This window comes from Sphingobium sp. BHU LFT2, assembly GCF_018604485.1.
GTDB classification, from domain to species: Bacteria; Pseudomonadota; Alphaproteobacteria; order Sphingomonadales; family Sphingomonadaceae; genus Sphingobium; species Sphingobium yanoikuyae_A.
The window spans coordinates 25,992-42,471 of the sequence record NZ_JAFCGW010000020.1; the positions used below are offsets into that span (position 1 = coordinate 25,992).

The following is a 16,480-nucleotide window of genomic DNA, read 5'->3' on the forward strand; positions in this document are numbered from 1 at the left end:
CATGGCCGAGGCCTATATTGTCGATGCCGTCCGCACCGCCGGTGGCCGTGCCCGCAAGGGCGGGCTGATCGACGTCCATCCCGCCGATCTGGGCGCCACCATTCTCAACGCGCTGGTCGATCGCACCGGCATCGATCCCGCCGCCATCGAGGATGTGATCGTCGGCTGCGTCAGCCAGGCGGGCGAACAGAGCTTCGCCTTTGGCCGTAACCTCGTCCTCGCCTCGAAACTGCCCGACAGCGTGCCGGCCGTGACGATCGACCGGCAATGCGGCTCCTCGCAGCAGGCGCTGCATTTCGCGGCGCAGGCGATCATGTCCGGCACCCAGGATCTGGTGATCGCCGCCGGCGCCGAAAGCATGACCCGCGTGCCGATGGGTTCCAATTTCCAGCTCCACGCTGCCGCCGGGCTGGGCGACGGCCCCTGGCCCAAAAGCATCCAGAAACGCTATGGCGTCGCCGAATTCAGCCAGTTCCATGGCGCGCAGGCGATCGCCAACAAATATGGCTTCAGCCGCGAGGATATGGACGCCTATGCGCTCGCCAGCCACGCCAAGGCGGCGGCCGCGATCGACAGCGGCGCCTTCAAGGCGGAGATCGTGCCGGTGCTGACGCCCGAAGGCATTTTCGACACCGACGACGGCGTGCGCCGTGGCGGCACGATGGAGGCGATGGCCAGCGTCAAGACGCTGGAGGAAGGCGGCACCATCACCGCCGCCAATGCCAGCCAGATGACCGATGGCGCGTCGGGCGTGCTGGTGGCGAGCGAAGCCGCGATCAAGCGCTTCAATCTCACGCCCCTCGCCCGCATCGTCAACCTGACCGTCACCGCCGGCGATCCGGTCATCATGCTGGAGGAGCCGATCCCCGCGACCCGCAAGGCATTCGAACGCTCGGGCCTGAAGCTCGACGATATCGACCTGTTCGAGGTGAACGAGGCTTTCGCCTCCATCCCCATGGCCTGGCTCAAGGCGATCGGTGCCGATCCCGACAAGCTCAACGTTCATGGCGGCGCGATCGCGCTCGGCCATCCGCTCGGCGCGTCGGGCACCAAGCTGATGAGCACGCTCGTCCATGCGCTCAAGGCACGGGGCAAGCGCTATGGCCTGCAGACCATGTGCGAAGGCGGCGGCATCGCCAATGTGACGATCGTGGAGGCACTGTGATGGCTTTGAAGACGCGTTTCACCGAATTGTGCGGCATCGAACATCCGATCGTGCAGGGCGGCATGATGTGGGTCGGCCGCGCCGAACTGGCCGCCGCCGTCTCCAATGCCGGGGGCCTGGGCATCCTTACCGCCCTGACCCAGCCGACGCCGGACGATCTGCGCCGCGAGATCGACCGCTGCCGGACGATGACGGACAAGCCCTTCGGCGTGAACCTCACCATCCTGCCCTCGGTCAATCCGCCGCCCTATGCGGAGTATCGCCAGGCGATCATCGACAGCGGCGTGACGATCGTCGAGACCGCCGGCCACAAGCCGCAGGAACATGTCGATGATTTCAAGGCGCATGGCATCATCGTCGTCCATAAATGCACTGCCGTCCGCCACGCCCTCTCGGCCGAGCGGATGGGCGTCGACGCCATTTCGATCGACGGCTTCGAATGCGCCGGCCATCCGGGCGAGGACGATATTCCCGGCCTCATCCTGATCCCGGCGGCGGCCGACAAGCTCAGCATCCCGATGATCGCCAGCGGCGGCTTCGGCGACGGCCGCGGCCTCGCCGCCGCGCTGGCGCTGGGCGCCGAGGGCATCAACATGGGCACCCGCTTCTGCGCCACGGTCGAGGCGCCGATCCACCAGAATGTGAAGCAGTTCCTGGTCGACAATGACGAACGCGGCACCAACCTCATCTTCCGCAAGTTCAAGAATACCGGCCGCGTCGCCAAGAACAGCGTGTCGGACGAGGTGGTCGAAATCTCGCTGCGCGAAGGATCGGTCTTCCCCGACATCCAGCCGCTGGTATCCGGCGCCAGGGGCCGGGTCGCACTCGAAACCGGCGATCTCGACGCGGGGCTGATCTGGGCCGGCCAGATTCAGGGCCTGATCCACGACATCCCGACCTGTCAGGACCTCATCACCCGCATCGTCGACGACGCCACCGCGATTATTCAGAACCGCCTCGCCGGCTTCGTCACACCGGAACTGGCGGCAGTAGGCTGACCTAATCCTGCGCCAGCAGCAGCGCCGCATAAGGCGGCAATGCCATCCCCGGCGCGGCATCGCCAATCGCCGCGATGATCGCGCCGCGCCCTTCCACTTCCTCCGGCCAGGGCGCGGGCGTCGGCGACAGGTTGAAGATGCAGGTCAGGGCCTGATCCCCTGTCACACGACGGAAGGCCAGGCACTGGTCGTCGGCACGCATGATATCCAGGCGCCCATGGCGCAACGCCGGATTCGCCTTGCGCAGCGCGATCATCGCGCGGGTGAAGTGCAGCAGCGACGCGGGGTCGCCCTCCTGCGCCGCCACCGCCCGCGCGACATTGTCATCGCCCAGCGGCAACCAGGGCTCGCCATCGGTAAAGCCCGCCTCCGCCGCATCGACCGACCAGGGCAGCGGCGTGCGCGCGCCGTCGCGCGATAGGGTCAGCGGCCAGTTGGCGATCGCCTCGGGATCCTGCAATTTCTCGAACGGGATATCGACCTGGGTGATGCCCAGCTCCTCGCCCTGATAGAGGATGACATTGCCGCGCAGCGCCATCAGCAGCAGCATCTTGAGCCGGGCGAAGGCGGGCTGATCCTCCGGCGTACACCAGCGCGACAAGGCGCGCGGCGCATCATGATTCTCGAACGCCCAGCTCGGCCAGCCCATGCCCGGTTCATCCGGCCAGCGCGCCAGCGTATCGGCGATCAGGCCAGGGGTCAGCGCCGGGGCATAGAGGAAGTTGAAGCCATAGGCGCTGTTGAGATGGCCTTCGCCCGCCGTATAGGCCTTCATCTCCTGCTCGGCGAGGTCGCCGCCCACCTCCGCCACGGTGAAGATCGCGCCATAGCGATCGGTGAGGTCGCGGATGCGCGCGACGAAATCGACCACGCCGGGATGCGACTGGCTGTAGCGGCGAATCTGATAGTCGAACGGCCGGGTGCGCGGCCCTTCCCCCTCGGGGGCGGGTGGATTGTCGCGCAATTCCGGGTCATGCATCGCATGGTTGAGCGCATCGAGGCGAAAGCCGTCGACGCCCCGATCCAGCCAGAATTGCATCGCGCCCAGCAGCGCATCCTGCACTGCAACATTATGGACGTTGAGCTGCGGCTGGCTGGTCAGGAACTGGTGCATATAATATTGGCGCCGCCGCGCGTCCCAGGTCCAGGCCGGGCCGCCGAACACCGACTGCCAGTTGTTGGGTGGGGTGCCGTCCGCCCGGGGGTCGGCCCAGACGAACCAGTCTGCCTTGTCATTGTCCCGGTCCTGCCGGCTCTGCGCGAACCAGGGGTGCAGGTCGGAACTATGGGCATAGACCTGGTCGATCGTGACCTTGATCCCCAGTTCATGCGCGCGCGCCACCAGCGCGTCGAAATCGGCGAGCGTGCCGAAGATCGGGTCCACCCCGCAATAATCGGCGATGTCATAGCCGAAATCGCGCATCGGCGAGGGGAAGAAGGGCGAAATCCAGATCGCGTCCACGCCCAGCCGGGCGACATGCTCCAGCCGCGCGGTGATGCCCGGCAGGTCGCCAATGCCGTCACCGTTCGAATCCTGAAAGCTGCGGGGATAGATTTGATAGAGGACCGCGCCCTTCCACCAGGGCCGATCGCCTGCATCACGACTGTCGGGAGCCATTTGCGCCACCCCATGTCCCAAGCCTGCGGCGCATCATGCCGCAGCGCCAGTCTACACGGCGGCGCGCGCAGGTGAAGAACTATGTTGCAGCTGCGAAGAGGTCAGGGCGTATGTCGCGATCGCGTCACGCTGGAGATCAGCTGGTTGATGACGCACTCATCCTGCGCGGCGGATGCACAGATGCCGCACAGCCAGTCCAGACACCGAGCCAGAAATGCCATGGCCCTCTCCTTCTTCTTTATGCGCGCAGAATAACAGGATTCGCGGGCATGGAAAAGCCGGAGAAGAGGGCGGATCGGCGCCTATTGGTCGGCGCCGATCACCCGGTAGAGCAGGATGCGATTCTGCACCGCCGCCAGCTCAGTCGCGATCGCCGACTGCTGCGCGCTGTAGAGCGACCGCTGGCTGGTCAGCGAATTGAGGAAGGTGTCGATGCCCGCCCGATAGCGCTGGTCCGCCAGCGCATAATAACGCTGGTTCGCCGTCACCAGCGCCTGCTGTGCCGCCTGCTGCCGGTCGATCGTGCCGGCCCGCGCCAGCCCGTCCGACACTTCCTGGAAGGCGGTCTGGATCGCCTTCTCATATTGCGCGACATAGAGGTCGCGCTGCGCCTTGCTATAGTCCAGATTGCCGCGCGCCGCCCCGCCAAAGATCGGCATGCTGGCCGATGGTGCCGCCGACCAGGCAAATCCGCCATCGCTGAACAGCGAAGACAGGGCCGAGCTGGCCACACCGATCGCCGTGGTCAGGCTGATCTTGGGGAACATCGCCGCCCGCGCCGCGCCGATATCGGCATTGGCGGCCTTGAGCTGATGCTCCGCCTGCAGCACATCGGGTCGCTGCAACAGCACGTCGGAGGAGAGGCCGGCTGGCACCTTCGCGGTCGATTGCAACAGGCTGTCGAGCGATTGCGGCAGCAACGCATCCTCGACCGGCGCGCCGACCAGCAGTTCCAGCGCGTTGCGGTCCTGCGCCACCTGGGTGACATTCGCCTCGATGTCGGAGCGCGCCTGCTCCACCGTGGTTTCGGCCTGATGCACGTCCAGCTTGCCGGCCAGACCTGAAGTGTTGAGCGTCTGCGTCAGTTTCAGGCTGCGCTCGGTGCTCGCCAGCGTCTGGCGCGACAGGGCCAGCAATTCCTGGTCCGCTGCCATCGTCGCATAGGCGTTCGCCGTCTCGGCGATCAGGGTGATGCGGGTCGACCGCATCCCTTCCTGCGTCGCCAGATAGGATTCCAGCGCCGATCGGGTCAGATTCTTGACCCGGCCGAACAGGTCGATCTCGAAAGCGCTGAAGCCGACATCGGCGCTATAGCTGTTCTGCCGATTGTCATTCTGGCGACTGAAGCTCGCCGCTGCGTCGCCAGTGATCGTCGGCAACTGCGCCGCCCGCTCGACCTTGTACTGCGCCCGCGCCGACTGGACATTGGCCAGCGCCACCCGCAGGTCGCGATTATTGGCCAGCGCCCGCTCGATCACGGTCTTGAGCCGCGCGTCGCCGATCAGCGCGGTCCAGGGCAGGCCCGCAGGCTCGGCGCTGGCCGGGGCATAGGCCTCACCCGTGGGGAAGGCCGGCGCCACCGGCGTTTGCGGCCGGACATATTTGGGCGCCATGTCGCACCCGGCCAGCACCAGCGCCGACAGCGGCATCATCATCCATGCAGCGCGGGTCATGCGGGCACTCCGTCCACGGGCGGTTCCTGGGCCGGCGGCTCGCCACCCGGCTTCTTCTTGTCCATGCCGAACAGGCGGGCGATCGAGACGAAGAAGAGCGGCACGTAGAAGATCGCCAGCACCGTCGCCGTCACCATGCCGCCGACCACCGCCGTGCCGATCGCGACGCGGCTCTGCGCGCCAGCCCCAGTGGCGATGGCGAGCGGAATGACGCCCGCGATGAAGGCCAGGCTGGTCATCAGGATCGGACGGAAGCGCAGCCGCGCCGCCTCCAGCGCCGCTTCCAGCGCATTGCGGCCATTGCGATGCGCCAGTTCGGCAAACTCGACGATCAGGATCGCATTCTTCGCCGCCAGACCCATGGTGGTCAGCAGGCCGACCTGGAAGAAGATATTATTCTCCAGCCCGCGCAGCGTCACCGCCAGCACCGCGCCGATCAGGCCGAGCGGAATGACCAGCAGCACCGACAGCGGGATCGACCAGCTTTCATAAAGGGCCGCGAGGCAGAGGAAGACGACCAGCACCGACAGGCCATAGAGCAGGGGTGCCTGTCCGCCGGACAATTGCTCCTGATAGCTGAGGCCGCTCCAGGCATAGCTGGTGCCGGCCGGCAGCTGCTTCTGCAGCGCCACCATCCGGTCCATCGCATCGCCCGAGCTGGCGCCCGGCGCCGACTGGCCCTGGATCTCGAAGGAGGACAGGCCGTTGAAGCGCTGCACGCTGCTCGGCCCCATCACCCAATGGCTGGTGGCAAAGGCGGAGAAGGGCACCATCTCGCCGGTCGTGCTCGACCGCACCATCCAGTTGTCGAGATCGCTCGGCAAGGCGCGATAGGGAGCGTCGGCCTGCATATAGACGCGCTTCACCCGGCCGCGATCGACGAAGTCGTTGACATAGGTGCTGCCCCAGGCGGAGCTGAGCACATCGTCGACATTGGCTTGGGTCAGGCCCAGCACGGTCAGCTTCTCGGTATCGATGTCGATCTTGAGCTGCGGCGTGTCCTCCAGCGAGGCTGCACGCACGCCGGCCAGCACCGGATCCTGCTGCGCGGACGCGATCAGCTGGTTGCGCAGCTCCAGGAAGCGCTCGCGGCTGAGGCCGCCGCTGTTCAGCAGTTCGAAGGTGAAGCCATTGGACTGGCCCAGGCCGCGGATCGCCGGCGGGGTCATCGCCAGCACCTTGGCATCGCGGATCGCGCCCAGCTGCTTGGTCGCCCGATTGGCGATCGTGCCGGCCTCGTTCGTCTTGCCCTTGCGGTCGTCCCATGGCGCCAGGTTGATGAAGCCCTGGCCGACATTCTCGCCCTGCCCCTGGAAACTGAAGCCGGTCATGATGAAGGCGAAGGCGACATTGTCCTTCTCGTCATTGAGGAAATAGCTCTGCACCTGGTCGATCGCCGCATTGGTGCGGCTCGATTTGGCGCCGGACGGCAGCGTGACCTGCACCATCACCTGGCCCTGATCCTCGACCGGCAGGAAGCTGGTCGGCAGGCGCATGAACAGCACGACCAATATACCCAGCACCACCACATAGAGGCCCCAGAAGATGCCCCGCTTGCCGATCACGCCCTGGGTGCGGCGGACATAGCCATTGGTCAGCCGCTCGAACCAGCGGTTGAACTTGCCGAACCAGCCCTTCTCGCGATGCGCCTTGTCGATCGGCTTCAGGATGGTGGCGCACAGGGCCGGCGACAGGATCAATGCGACCACGACCGACAACAGCATCGACGACACGATCGTGATCGAGAATTGGCGATAGATGACGCCGGTCGATCCGCCGAAGAAGGCCATGGGCAGCAGCACCGCCGACAGCACCAGCGCGATGCCGACCAGCGCACTGCCAATCTCCATCATCGACTTGATCGTGGCGTCGCGGGGCGACAGCCCCTCTTCCTCCATGATGCGCTCGACATTTTCCACCACGACGATCGCGTCGTCGACCAGCAGGCCGATCGACAACACCATGCCGAACAGGGTCAGCGTGTTGATCGAATAGCCGAACAGGGCAAGGATGCCGAACGTGCCGAGCAGTACGACCGGCACCGCGATCGCGGGCACCAGCGTCGCGCGCCAGCTCTGCAGGAAGACGAACATCACGATGACGACCAGCACGACCGCCTCGATCAGCGTCTGCACGACTTCCTCGACCGACAGCTTGATGAAGGGCGTGGTGTCGCGCGGATAGACGATCTTGTAGCCGTGCGGCAGGTTGCCGCCCAGTTCGGCGACGCGCGCCTTCACCAGCTCGGCGGTCTTGAGCGCGTCGGCGCCCGGCGCCAGCTGCAACGCCATGCCCGATGCCGGATGGCCGTTGAGGCGCGCGCTGGTGGTATAGCTTTCATTGCCCAGCTCGACGCGGGCCACGTCGGACAGGTGGACGACCGACCCGTCGCTCTGCGTCTTCACCACGATATTGCGGAACTGGTCCGGCGTTTCCAGGCGCGCACGCGCCGTGACGGTCGCGTTGATCTGCTGGTTGGCCGGCGCCGGATCGGCACCAATCTGGCCGGCCGACACTTCGATATTCTGCGCCTTGATCGCCGTTTCGACGTCCGACGGCATCAGCTTGACCGCGGCCAGCTTATAGGGGTCCAGCCAGATGCGCATCGCATATTGCGACCCGAAGATCTGGGTCGCGCCGATGCCGTCGATGCGGGCGATCGAATCCTGGAAATTATTGACCAGATAGTCGGCAATGTCCGCCTGGGTGGCATTGTCGGTCTCGTCATAGAGACCCACCAGCATCAGGAAGTCGGTCTGCTGCTTGGTGACCGACAGGCCCTGCTGCTGCACGGCGCTGGGCAGCCGGCTCAGCGCCTGCTGCACCCGGTTCTGCACTTGCACCTGCGCGGTGTCGGGATCGGTGCCCTTTTGGAAGGTGACGGTGATGCGCGACTGCCCCGTCGATGTCGACGAGGAGGAGAAATACATGAGGCCGTCGATGCCGGTCAGCTGCTGTTCGATGACCTGGGTGACGCTGGTCTCGACCGTTTCGGCCGATGCGCCCGGATAGGTGGCGCTGATGCCGACGCCCGGCGGCGCGATGTCGGGATATTGGGCGACTGGCAGCGACAGCATGCCACCCAGGCCCGCCAACATGATGCCGATGGCGATGACCCAGGCAAAGATCGGCCGGTCGATGAAAAAGCGGCTCAGCACCGGGCCTCTCCTACTTCTTCGCCGCGACGGCGACGGGCTTTACCTTGTCGTCGGGCTGGACCTTGTCGGTGCCCTCGACGATCAGCCGGTCGCCGGCCTTCAGGCCTGCGGTGATCAGCCATTTGTCGCCGATCGCCTGCGCGGCGGTGACGGTGCGGCGCTCGACCTTGTTGTCCTTGGTCACGACCAGCGCGGTCGCATTGCCCTTGGCGTCGCGGGCGATGCCCTGCTGCGGCGCCAGGATCGCGCCGGGCACGACCGACTGCGGCGCGACGACGCGCACGAACATGCCGGGCAGCAGCATGCCGTCGGGATTGGGGAAGCGCGCCCGCAGCGTCACCGTGCCGCTGTCGACATCGACGATCGGCTCGGCAAATTCGATCCGCCCTTCCAGCGGATATTCGGTGCCGTCGTCCAGCTTCAGCCGGATCGTCGCGCTGGCCGGCAGCGTCTTGCCCGCCGCCAGCGATCGCCGCAGCTGCAGCAGCTGGCTGCTCGACTGGGTGACATCGACATAGATGGGGTCAAGCTGCTGGATCGTCGTCAGCGGATCGGTCTGGCTGGCGGTTACCAGCGCGCCGGGGGTGAAGAGCGTGCGGCCGATCCGGCCGCTGATCGGCGCACGCACCTGGGTGAAGGTCAGGTTGACATTCGCGGTGTCGAGCGAAGCGCGCGCTTGGCCCACTGCGGCCGCTGCCTGGCGCGCCGTCGCGATCACATCGTCGCGGTCCTGCGCGCTCACCGCCTCGGTATCGCCAAGGCCGCGATAGCGCTGCGCCTTGGCCTGTGCCGCTACCGCCGTCGCCTGCGCGCTCACCAGCGCCGCCTGCGCCTCGTCGCGCGACGCGCGATAGAGCCGTTCGTCAATCTGGTAGAGCGGCTGGCCGGCCGTCACCATCGATCCTTCGGTGAACAGCCTTTTCTGGATCACGCCGGTGATCTGCGGCCGGACTTCCGACTGCATGGTCGACACGGTGCGCGCCGGCAATTCGGACGAGACGGTCACATTCTGTGCCGCCAGCGTCACCACGCCCACTTCCACAGGCCCTTTCTTTGGCGCCTTTTCCTGTCCGCAAGCGGTGATCAGGATGCATAATGCGATCGGTGCGACCCGGAGGCTCCGGAGCTCTGCGAAAATGGGCATGGCTTCACATCGTTACCGCCGGCAGGCAGCGCCGACGATCGCCTGATCGCGATTTGGGCGGTATCCTGCTAGACCAAGTTGATATCCTGACGCATCATCATGTCGCGTGACATCCGAACGCGTATCGCTTTGTATCGCCCTGTATCATCCCCGGTAGAGGCACAGACTTTTGCAATATCCGCCGCTAGAAGCGCAACATGGCTGACCTGTCCGATCCCCGCCGCAACAGCGTCATCGTCGTCGACGATGATGCCGATATTCGCGGTCTGATCGTCGATCAGTTGCGGCAGGAAAATTACGACCTGCTTTCCGCCTCGAACCTCGCCGAACTGCGCCAGGCCCTGCGCGAGCAGCCGGTCGACCTGATCGTGCTCGATCTCAACCTGCCCGATGGCGACGGCCTGTCGCTGTGCCGCGAGTTGCGCGCCGAAGGGTCGGGCATTCAGATCATCATGGTGACGGCGCGCGGCAGCGCGATCGACCGGGTGCTCGGGCTGGAACTGGGCGCCGACGATTATCTGACCAAGCCGTTCGAGCCGCGCGAGCTGCTGGTGCGTATCCGCAACCTGCTGCGCCGTCCCCGCGTCGAGGCCCCGGCACCCGCCGACCAGTCCCGCTATGCCGTCTTCGGTCCCTGGCGGCTCGATCTGCTGCAACGCCGGCTGATCGCCCCGGATGACCGGCTGGTGATGCTGTCCTCCGCCGAATTCCGCCTGCTCTCCCGCTTCATCGAGGAGCCCAATGTCGTGCTCGCGCGTGAGACTTTGCTGCCCGAACGGCGCGCCACCGCCGCCTTCGACCGCACCATCGACCTGCAGGTCAGCCGCCTGCGCCAGAAGCTGGCCGGCGCCACCGGCGGCGCCGACCTGATCCTGACCGTTCGGGGCGAAGGCTATGTCCTCGCCAGCCCGGTGCGCTACGAATGATCGGCCAGCCGGTGCAGCGCGTGCGGGATTTCTTCCGCTCGATGGCGGGGCATATCTTCGTGCTGCTGACCGTCGGCATCTCGCTCTCGGCCATCCTCGCGCTCGCCGTGTCGGAACAGGGGCGGCGTCATGATTTCGAACGCGTTCGCCGCCAGCGCGTGCTGGCCAGTGCCTTCGACGTCGCCGATCGGCTGCGCCGCGATCCGGTGCGCGTCCAGCAGATGCTGGAAAATCACGGCATTGTCGGCGCTTCCATCGCCCCTGACGGCATCTCCATCAATGAGCCCGATCCCGATCTCGAAGCCGCGCTCGCCCGGCGTTTCGGGGCCCGCGCCCAGCCGGAGGCGGGACAGGTGCCCTTCGGCCTCTGTTTCCCCGACAAGGATGCCGGGCGCAGCCGCGCCGCCGGCCTGATCGATGCGCCCCGGCCCGATTGCTGGATCGTGCGCATGACCGACGCGACCGGCCAGCGCCGCGGCATGGCGCTCACCTTCCCGCGCCTCGCCCGGCCGCCCAGCTCCTTGTTCAGCCCGGCCTATCTGGTCGTCATCCTGCTTTCGGCCGCCGGCCTCTCCATCCTGATCGGCCGGATCGCCGCCAAGCCGCTGCGTCGTCTGTCCCAGGCGGCCGAGGCCTTTTCCGTGTCCCGCGACCCGGAGGAGATTCCCGAGCGCGGTCCCGAGGAGGTGCGCGCCGCCCTCTCCACCTTCAACCTGATGCAGCGCCGCGTCCGTGCTGGCTTTACCGAACGGACCCAGTTGCTGGCGGCGATCAGCCATGATCTCCAGACCCCGCTCACCCGGCTGCGGCTGCGGCTGGAACTGGTCGAGAATGAGGAATTGCGCGCCCGCCTGCTGCAGGATCATGAGGCGATGCAGCGGCTGGTGCGCGAAGGGCTGGACCTTGCCGCCAGCACCGAGACGCATGAGGAATGGTCAGTGATCGACCTCGACTCCCTGCTCGCCAGCATGGCCGAGGATGCGCAGGAACTGGGCGCGCCGGTCCAGTTCGCCGCCGGTTGCGGCGCGTCGGTCCGGGTCAAGCCCAATGCGCTGACCCGCTGCATGAGCAATCTGGTCGACAATGCCGTCAAATATGGCGGATGCGCAAAGATCAGCTGCCTGCGCACGCCCGGCCATGTCACGATCGAGATACGCGACCATGGCCCCGGCATCCCGCCGCAGGATCTGGACCAGATGTTCGAACCCTTCACCCGCGGCGCCAGCAGCCAGCCGGGCGGCCGCCACGGCACCGGCATCGGCCTCACCATCGCGCGGTCGCTGGGCCTCAGCTTCGGTGCGATCGTCGCGCTGCGCAATGCGCCCGATGGCGGCCTGATCGCCAGTATCGAGATGAAGGCGGCCTAAACCGCACCGATTGCCATCAGCGCCAATGCCAGCAGCAGCCCGCCGCGCGCCAGCCGGGGACCATAGGTCAGCGCCAGCAGCACCGCCCCCGCCATCAGCGGCAGCAGCCCGCACCAGGTGACGACGCCGATCCCGTCGGTGCCGGCCAGGATCGCACCGATCAGCGACAGGGCAATCGCGCTCCAGCCGAGCAGCGGCAGATGCCGGGCCAGTCCATGGCGTTGCCATGGGCCAAGCAGCGCCGGTCCATGCCGCGTCATCGCCGCCGCCAATGCGAAGAAACCGATATAGAGCAGTCCCGCGACGATCATGCCGGCTGCTCCCGCATCCGCCGACGCGCTGGCGTTGGCGCATTGCGCCGCCGCACCTGCCGACGCACGATCAGCGCCAGCGCGGCCGCCATGGCCAGGAACAGAAGATTGCCGGCCAGCAGGACCGGTTCGGTCGACCAGACCGGCCCCAGCACCGCCGCCAGCACGCAGGCAAAGGCGAGCAGCCCCATCATCAGCGGCCAGCCGATGGCCGGTCGCAGCGCCAGCCCGGCCAGCACGGCCGCGGCCGCGGTCCACAAGGCCACGGACACTTCCGCTTCGGGGCGCCCCGCCATGCCGATCGGCAACAGGCGATTGGCGATGAAATAGGCGACCGCGCCCAGCGGCACGCCGATGATCACGCCGACATTGAGCCGTTCGAGGATGCGATTGCCGATCGAGAGCGGCTGGCGCTCGCGCCGCTTGGCGATCCACAGCACCATCCCGGTCGAGATCGCCAGCGTCAGCATCGCCCCGCCCAGCACATAGAGCCAGCGCGTCGCCATCGGCGCGAAGCGCGCCATGTGCAGGCCATAGATGACCTGATAGGTGCGCATCGCCGGCCGCCGCTCGACCCAGCTTTTTAGCAGCCGGCCCGTCGCGCCGTCGAAGCTCGCCTGCCCCCGCATATAGCCGATCGTGTCGGCATCGGACTGGTAGACGGTGACGACCGATGCCGCGTCGCCGGGGTTGAACACATAGACGCGGCCGACATGGCCGCCGCCAAATGCGCGCTCGGCCGCCGTCAGCATCGGTGCGATCGGTGCCAGCGACGCGGGCTTTCCGGCCGCCGGACGGGTCACCGAACCCGGCGCCAGCGCCTCGTACATCTCCATCACCTTGTCACCATAGCCGGCACTGATCGGCCAGGGCATGTTGAGCGACGCCAGCGTCAGCAGCCCGGTGAAGGTGATCATCAGGTGAAAGGGCATGGCCAGCACACCGGTCGCATTATGCCCGTCGAGCCAGGACCGCTGGCCCTTGGCCGGGCGGAAGGTGAAGAAGTCCTTGAAGATGCGCTTGTGCGCGATGATGCCGGTGACCAGCGCCACCAGCATGACCATCGCCGCCAGCGAGGCGAGCAGCCGGCCCCAGGGATAGGGAATTTCCAGCTCGAAATGGAGGCGGTAGAAGAATTCGCCGCCCAGCGTCTCGCGCGCGACCGGCGCGCCGGTCACCGGATCGAGCGCGCGATAGAGATAGTCGCTGCCCTGGTCATAGGATGCCTCGACCGTATTGGCCCGGCCGTCAGGCGCGGTCAGATACCAGCCGGTGGAACCGGGCGCATGTTTCGACAGCCAGCCTGTCGCCGCGACGATCGCGCTCTTGCTATCCGCCTGCGCCGTCACCTCGGGCCGCATCCAGCGGCCGATCTCCGGCTTGAAGACGCTGAGCGTCCCGGCCAGGCACATGACGAACAATACATAGCCCAGCAGCAGCCCGGTCCAGCCGTGCAGCCAGGCCATCGCCTGCCGCACGCCATCCCGCACCATCGCCGATGCCCCGCTCATGCAAAGCCTCCGCTGGTCCAGACCAGCCCGGCCAGCAGTGCGGAAAGAACTATCACGCCGCCCAGAGCGACCCAGGGTCCGCGCGCCAGAAAGGCCCAGACGCTGACCGCCGGGGCGAACAGGTAGGAGAACATGGTCGCAACCGTCACCGCCTCCAGCCGGCCCATCGGCAGGGTGCGGGCCAGCAGCATCGCCGCCAGCGCCGCCACCGCATAGGCGCCCACCGTGCCCGCCAGCGTGCGCAGCGCGACATTGCCGCGATAACGCCAGCCGCTACGGGCGCGCAGAGCCGCCGCCTTGCTCAATAGTCGACGCTCAAGGTGAACACCGCCGTGCGCGGCGCGGCATAGAAGGCCTGGCCCCACATCAGGCTGCCCAGATATTTGGTGTTGGTGACATTCTTCACGTTCACGCTTGCCCGCAGATGATCGACCACCCGGATACCCGCCATCAGGTCGAGCACGGCATAGCTCTTCTGCTTAACGACCACATCGCCCATGTAAACATCGCCGTCATAGACATCGGTCAGCGTCGTCTTGATCGCATTCTGCCAGCGCATCTGCGCGCCCAGCTTCAGGTCGTTGAGCTGCGGCACCTGATAGGTGGTGGCCAGCTTCAGCGACTTGGTCGGCAACCAGGTGCGGGTGTCGTTGCCGTCATCATCCTCGATATCATATTGGGTATAGCCGCCGCTCAGCGTCCACTGGTCGGTGATCTTGCCTGCCACTTCCAGCTCGAAACCGGTCGAGGTGGTATCGACGCCGGCATAATAGCTGCCGCCGGCCTTGCCCGGTCCATCCTCGCCAAAGGTGCCGGCATAATCGGCCAGCCCCTTCTGCTTGGCGCGGAACACGGTGGCGGTGGCATAGAGGCGATCGCCGAACCAGCTGCTCTTGATGCCGCCCTCGATGCTGGTGCCCTTGGCCGGGTCCAGCTTGCGATTATTCGCGTCGACCTCGGCCTGCGGATTATAGATGTCGGTATAGCTGGCATAGAGGGTGACATTGGGCGTCACGTCATAGAGCAGGCCGAGATAGGGGCTGATCTTGTGGTCGTCGCGCGCCTGATCGGTGCCATAGGAATAGCCGGACGACTTGATCCACATCGCGCTGGCGCCGACCACGCCCTTCAGCTGGTCGGTGAAGTTGAGATGCGCCGCGCCATAGAGGCGGGTCAGCTCGTCGCTATATTTGGCGGCCAGATATTCGCCCGGATAATCCGGCTCGGTCACTTGCGCGCTGCCCCAGTCATAGACCGACGGATAGACCAGCGCCGTGTCCTCGGCGAAATTCTCCCACTCCTTGGCATTGGACTTGGCGTAGGACAGGCCCAGCACCAGCTTGTGCTCGCGGCCGAACAGGCTGAACGGACCGGTGGCGCTGAAATCGCCCAGATATTGCTTATAGTCGGACGGGTAGATGCCCGCCATGCCATAGACGCCCTCGCCGGTTTCCTTGTCGGGATAGCCATAGGCATAGAGCAGCTTCGCATTCTCCTGGAAGCGCTTGTAGGTGAACATCCCGCTCAGCGTCCATTGGCCCATCGTATAGACCAGTTCGCCAAAGCTGTTCTGGTCCTTGGTGTTCCAATAGGTCCAGTCGGCCGAGGTGGTTGCCGAGCGCGCATAGTCGATCCGGGTGCCGTCGGTGAAGACCAGCGGCATCGCCCCCCACATCACGCCGTCGGCGTCATTTTCCTGGCGCGTGTAACCGACCGTCGCCTTGAGATCGGGCGTCACCTGCCAGGCGAGGATCGCGCCAAAGACGTCGCGATTGATATGGTTATAGTCGAGATGCGTGTCGCGATCCTCATGCGCATAGATGAAGCGCGCCGACACCGTATCGGTCACCGGGACATTGACGTCGCCCTCCACGCGCCACAGGTCGCGCGAACCGAGCTGGGCCGTGCCCTTGGCCTGGAACTCGTCGAGCGGCCGCTTGCGGACATAGTTGATCGTCGCCGACGGATTGCCGATGCCGGTCATGATCGCATTGGCGCCGCGCACCGCCTCGACATTCTCGAACAGGGCGGTGTCGAGGTCGCCGAACTGGATGCCCCAGGCGAGCGGCAGGCCGACGCCATCGACCTGGAAATTGGACACGTCGAAACCGCGCGAGTTGAAATAGGTGCGGTCCGTCTCGACGCGCTCGACATTGATGCCGATCGTCTGGTCGAGCAGGTCGTTGACGTTGGTGATCGCGAAATCCTCGATCCGTTCGCGATTGATGATCGTCACCGACTGCGGCGTCTCGCGCACCGACAGCGACAGGGCGGTGGCGGAACTGGACGGCTGGTTGGCCGCGGTCACGACGATCCGCGACGCGTCCTCTGCGGCATTGTCCGCTTCTGCCGCGCGGGCGACATGCGGCATCACGACAAGGGCAAAGCTGCTGCTCAACAGGAGGTGGCGCAAGGACAGACGCATTTTGATTTCCCCGATGGCTCTCTATCTGCGCCGCGCGTTAGGCATGTCCAGAATGCGAGTCAAACGCATTAGCATTGCATGCGCGCTACAATCGCGCCACGAAGATGAAATTTTGTTCATGTCTGGAACGAAGCTGGTCGGTTTCTCCTTTGTAAACTGGCACCTGCCCGTGCCTCCTGCCCAG

At 66.0% G+C, this 16,480-nt stretch carries 12 protein-coding genes; 4 read left to right on the forward strand and 8 right to left on the reverse strand.

Annotation, left to right across the window (positions count from 1 at the left end; genetic code table 11):
- Position 1 precedes the first annotated feature (1 nt).
- Both JQK15_RS23385 and JQK15_RS23390 read left to right on the forward strand, forming a co-directional pair.
- Positions 2-1,165: an acetyl-CoA C-acetyltransferase gene (locus tag JQK15_RS23385; protein WP_214868512.1), complete on the forward strand. Its 1,164-nt coding sequence runs from the start codon at positions 2-4 to the stop codon at positions 1,163-1,165.
- A complete protein-coding gene (locus JQK15_RS23390) occupies positions 1,165-2,163 on the forward strand; it encodes an NAD(P)H-dependent flavin oxidoreductase (protein WP_214868514.1) in 999 nt (332 codons plus the stop codon). Before JQK15_RS23385 ends, JQK15_RS23390 begins: the two co-directional genes overlap by 1 nt.
- Before the next feature lies 1 nt (position 2,164).
- Here the strand turns inward: JQK15_RS23390 and JQK15_RS23395 are convergent, their stop codons facing one another.
- The 4 genes from JQK15_RS23395 to JQK15_RS23410 form a co-directional block, all read right to left on the reverse strand.
- Positions 2,165-3,781, reverse strand: coding sequence for an alpha-amylase family glycosyl hydrolase (locus JQK15_RS23395; protein WP_214868516.1), 1,617 nt, complete (start codon positions 3,779-3,781; stop codon positions 2,165-2,167).
- Positions 3,782-4,083: 302 nt separating this feature from the next.
- On the reverse strand, positions 4,084-5,454 hold the full coding sequence (locus JQK15_RS23400) for an efflux transporter outer membrane subunit (protein ID WP_214868518.1): 1,371 nt from the start codon (positions 5,452-5,454) through the stop codon (positions 4,084-4,086).
- Positions 5,451-8,612 (reverse strand): efflux RND transporter permease subunit, encoded by a 3,162-nt coding sequence (locus tag JQK15_RS23405; protein ID WP_037508511.1) that lies wholly within the window; start codon positions 8,610-8,612, stop codon positions 5,451-5,453. Before JQK15_RS23405 ends, JQK15_RS23400 begins: the two co-directional genes overlap by 4 nt.
- A 10-nt stretch (positions 8,613-8,622) precedes the next feature.
- Complete coding sequence (locus JQK15_RS23410) at positions 8,623-9,756, reverse strand: efflux RND transporter periplasmic adaptor subunit (protein WP_180275628.1); 1,134 nt, start codon at positions 9,754-9,756, stop codon at positions 8,623-8,625.
- Positions 9,757-9,953: 197 nt separating this feature from the next.
- Between JQK15_RS23410 and JQK15_RS23415 the strand changes: the two genes are divergently transcribed.
- Both JQK15_RS23415 and JQK15_RS23420 read left to right on the forward strand, forming a co-directional pair.
- On the forward strand, positions 9,954-10,682 hold the full coding sequence (locus JQK15_RS23415; RefSeq protein WP_037508515.1) for a response regulator: 729 nt from the start codon (positions 9,954-9,956) through the stop codon (positions 10,680-10,682).
- Entirely contained in the window at positions 10,679-12,049 is a 1,371-nt protein-coding gene (locus tag JQK15_RS23420) for an ATP-binding protein (protein ID WP_214868520.1), read from the forward strand. The genes JQK15_RS23415 and JQK15_RS23420 overlap by 4 nt, the downstream gene beginning before the upstream one ends.
- Here JQK15_RS23420 and JQK15_RS23425 read toward each other — a convergent pair.
- From JQK15_RS23425 to JQK15_RS23440, 4 genes are read right to left on the reverse strand one after another with little or no spacing between them, the layout of a single operon-like run.
- Positions 12,046-12,360, reverse strand: a complete 315-nt coding sequence (locus JQK15_RS23425) for a DUF3325 family protein (protein ID WP_214868522.1) — start codon at positions 12,358-12,360, stop codon at positions 12,046-12,048. The genes JQK15_RS23420 and JQK15_RS23425 overlap by 4 nt on opposite strands.
- Entirely contained in the window at positions 12,357-13,871 is a 1,515-nt protein-coding gene (locus JQK15_RS23430; protein WP_214868524.1) for a PepSY-associated TM helix domain-containing protein, read from the reverse strand. Before JQK15_RS23430 ends, JQK15_RS23425 begins: the two co-directional genes overlap by 4 nt.
- Entirely contained in the window at positions 13,868-14,176 is a 309-nt protein-coding gene (locus tag JQK15_RS23435) for a ketohydroxyglutarate aldolase (RefSeq protein ID WP_214868526.1), read from the reverse strand. The genes JQK15_RS23430 and JQK15_RS23435 overlap by 4 nt, the downstream gene beginning before the upstream one ends.
- Positions 14,173-16,296: a TonB-dependent siderophore receptor gene (locus JQK15_RS23440; protein ID WP_214868528.1), complete on the reverse strand. Its 2,124-nt coding sequence runs from the start codon at positions 16,294-16,296 to the stop codon at positions 14,173-14,175. Before JQK15_RS23440 ends, JQK15_RS23435 begins: the two co-directional genes overlap by 4 nt.
- Positions 16,297-16,480: the final 184 nt, after the last annotated feature.

Excerpts from the sequence above, each read along its gene's own strand:
- JQK15_RS23410 (WP_180275628.1), bottom strand. The coding sequence starts at position 9,756 with ATGCCCATTTTCGCAGAGCTCCGGAGCCTCCGGGTCGCACCGATCGCA.
- JQK15_RS23385 (WP_214868512.1), top strand. The coding sequence starts at position 2 with ATGGCCGAGGCCTATATTGTCGATGCCGTCCGCACCGCCGGTGGCCGT.
- JQK15_RS23440 (WP_214868528.1), bottom strand. The coding sequence starts at position 16,296 with ATGCGTCTGTCCTTGCGCCACCTCCTGTTGAGCAGCAGCTTTGCCCTT.
- JQK15_RS23425 (WP_214868522.1), bottom strand. The coding sequence starts at position 12,360 with ATGATCGTCGCGGGACTGCTCTATATCGGTTTCTTCGCATTGGCGGCG.
- JQK15_RS23420 (WP_214868520.1), top strand. The coding sequence starts at position 10,679 with ATGATCGGCCAGCCGGTGCAGCGCGTGCGGGATTTCTTCCGCTCGATG.
- JQK15_RS23400 (WP_214868518.1), bottom strand. The coding sequence starts at position 5,454 with ATGACCCGCGCTGCATGGATGATGATGCCGCTGTCGGCGCTGGTGCTG.
- JQK15_RS23390 (WP_214868514.1), top strand. The coding sequence starts at position 1,165 with ATGGCTTTGAAGACGCGTTTCACCGAATTGTGCGGCATCGAACATCCG.
- JQK15_RS23430 (WP_214868524.1), bottom strand. The coding sequence starts at position 13,871 with ATGAGCGGGGCATCGGCGATGGTGCGGGATGGCGTGCGGCAGGCGATG.
- JQK15_RS23415 (WP_037508515.1), top strand. The coding sequence starts at position 9,954 with ATGGCTGACCTGTCCGATCCCCGCCGCAACAGCGTCATCGTCGTCGAC.
- JQK15_RS23395 (WP_214868516.1), bottom strand. The coding sequence starts at position 3,781 with ATGGCTCCCGACAGTCGTGATGCAGGCGATCGGCCCTGGTGGAAGGGC.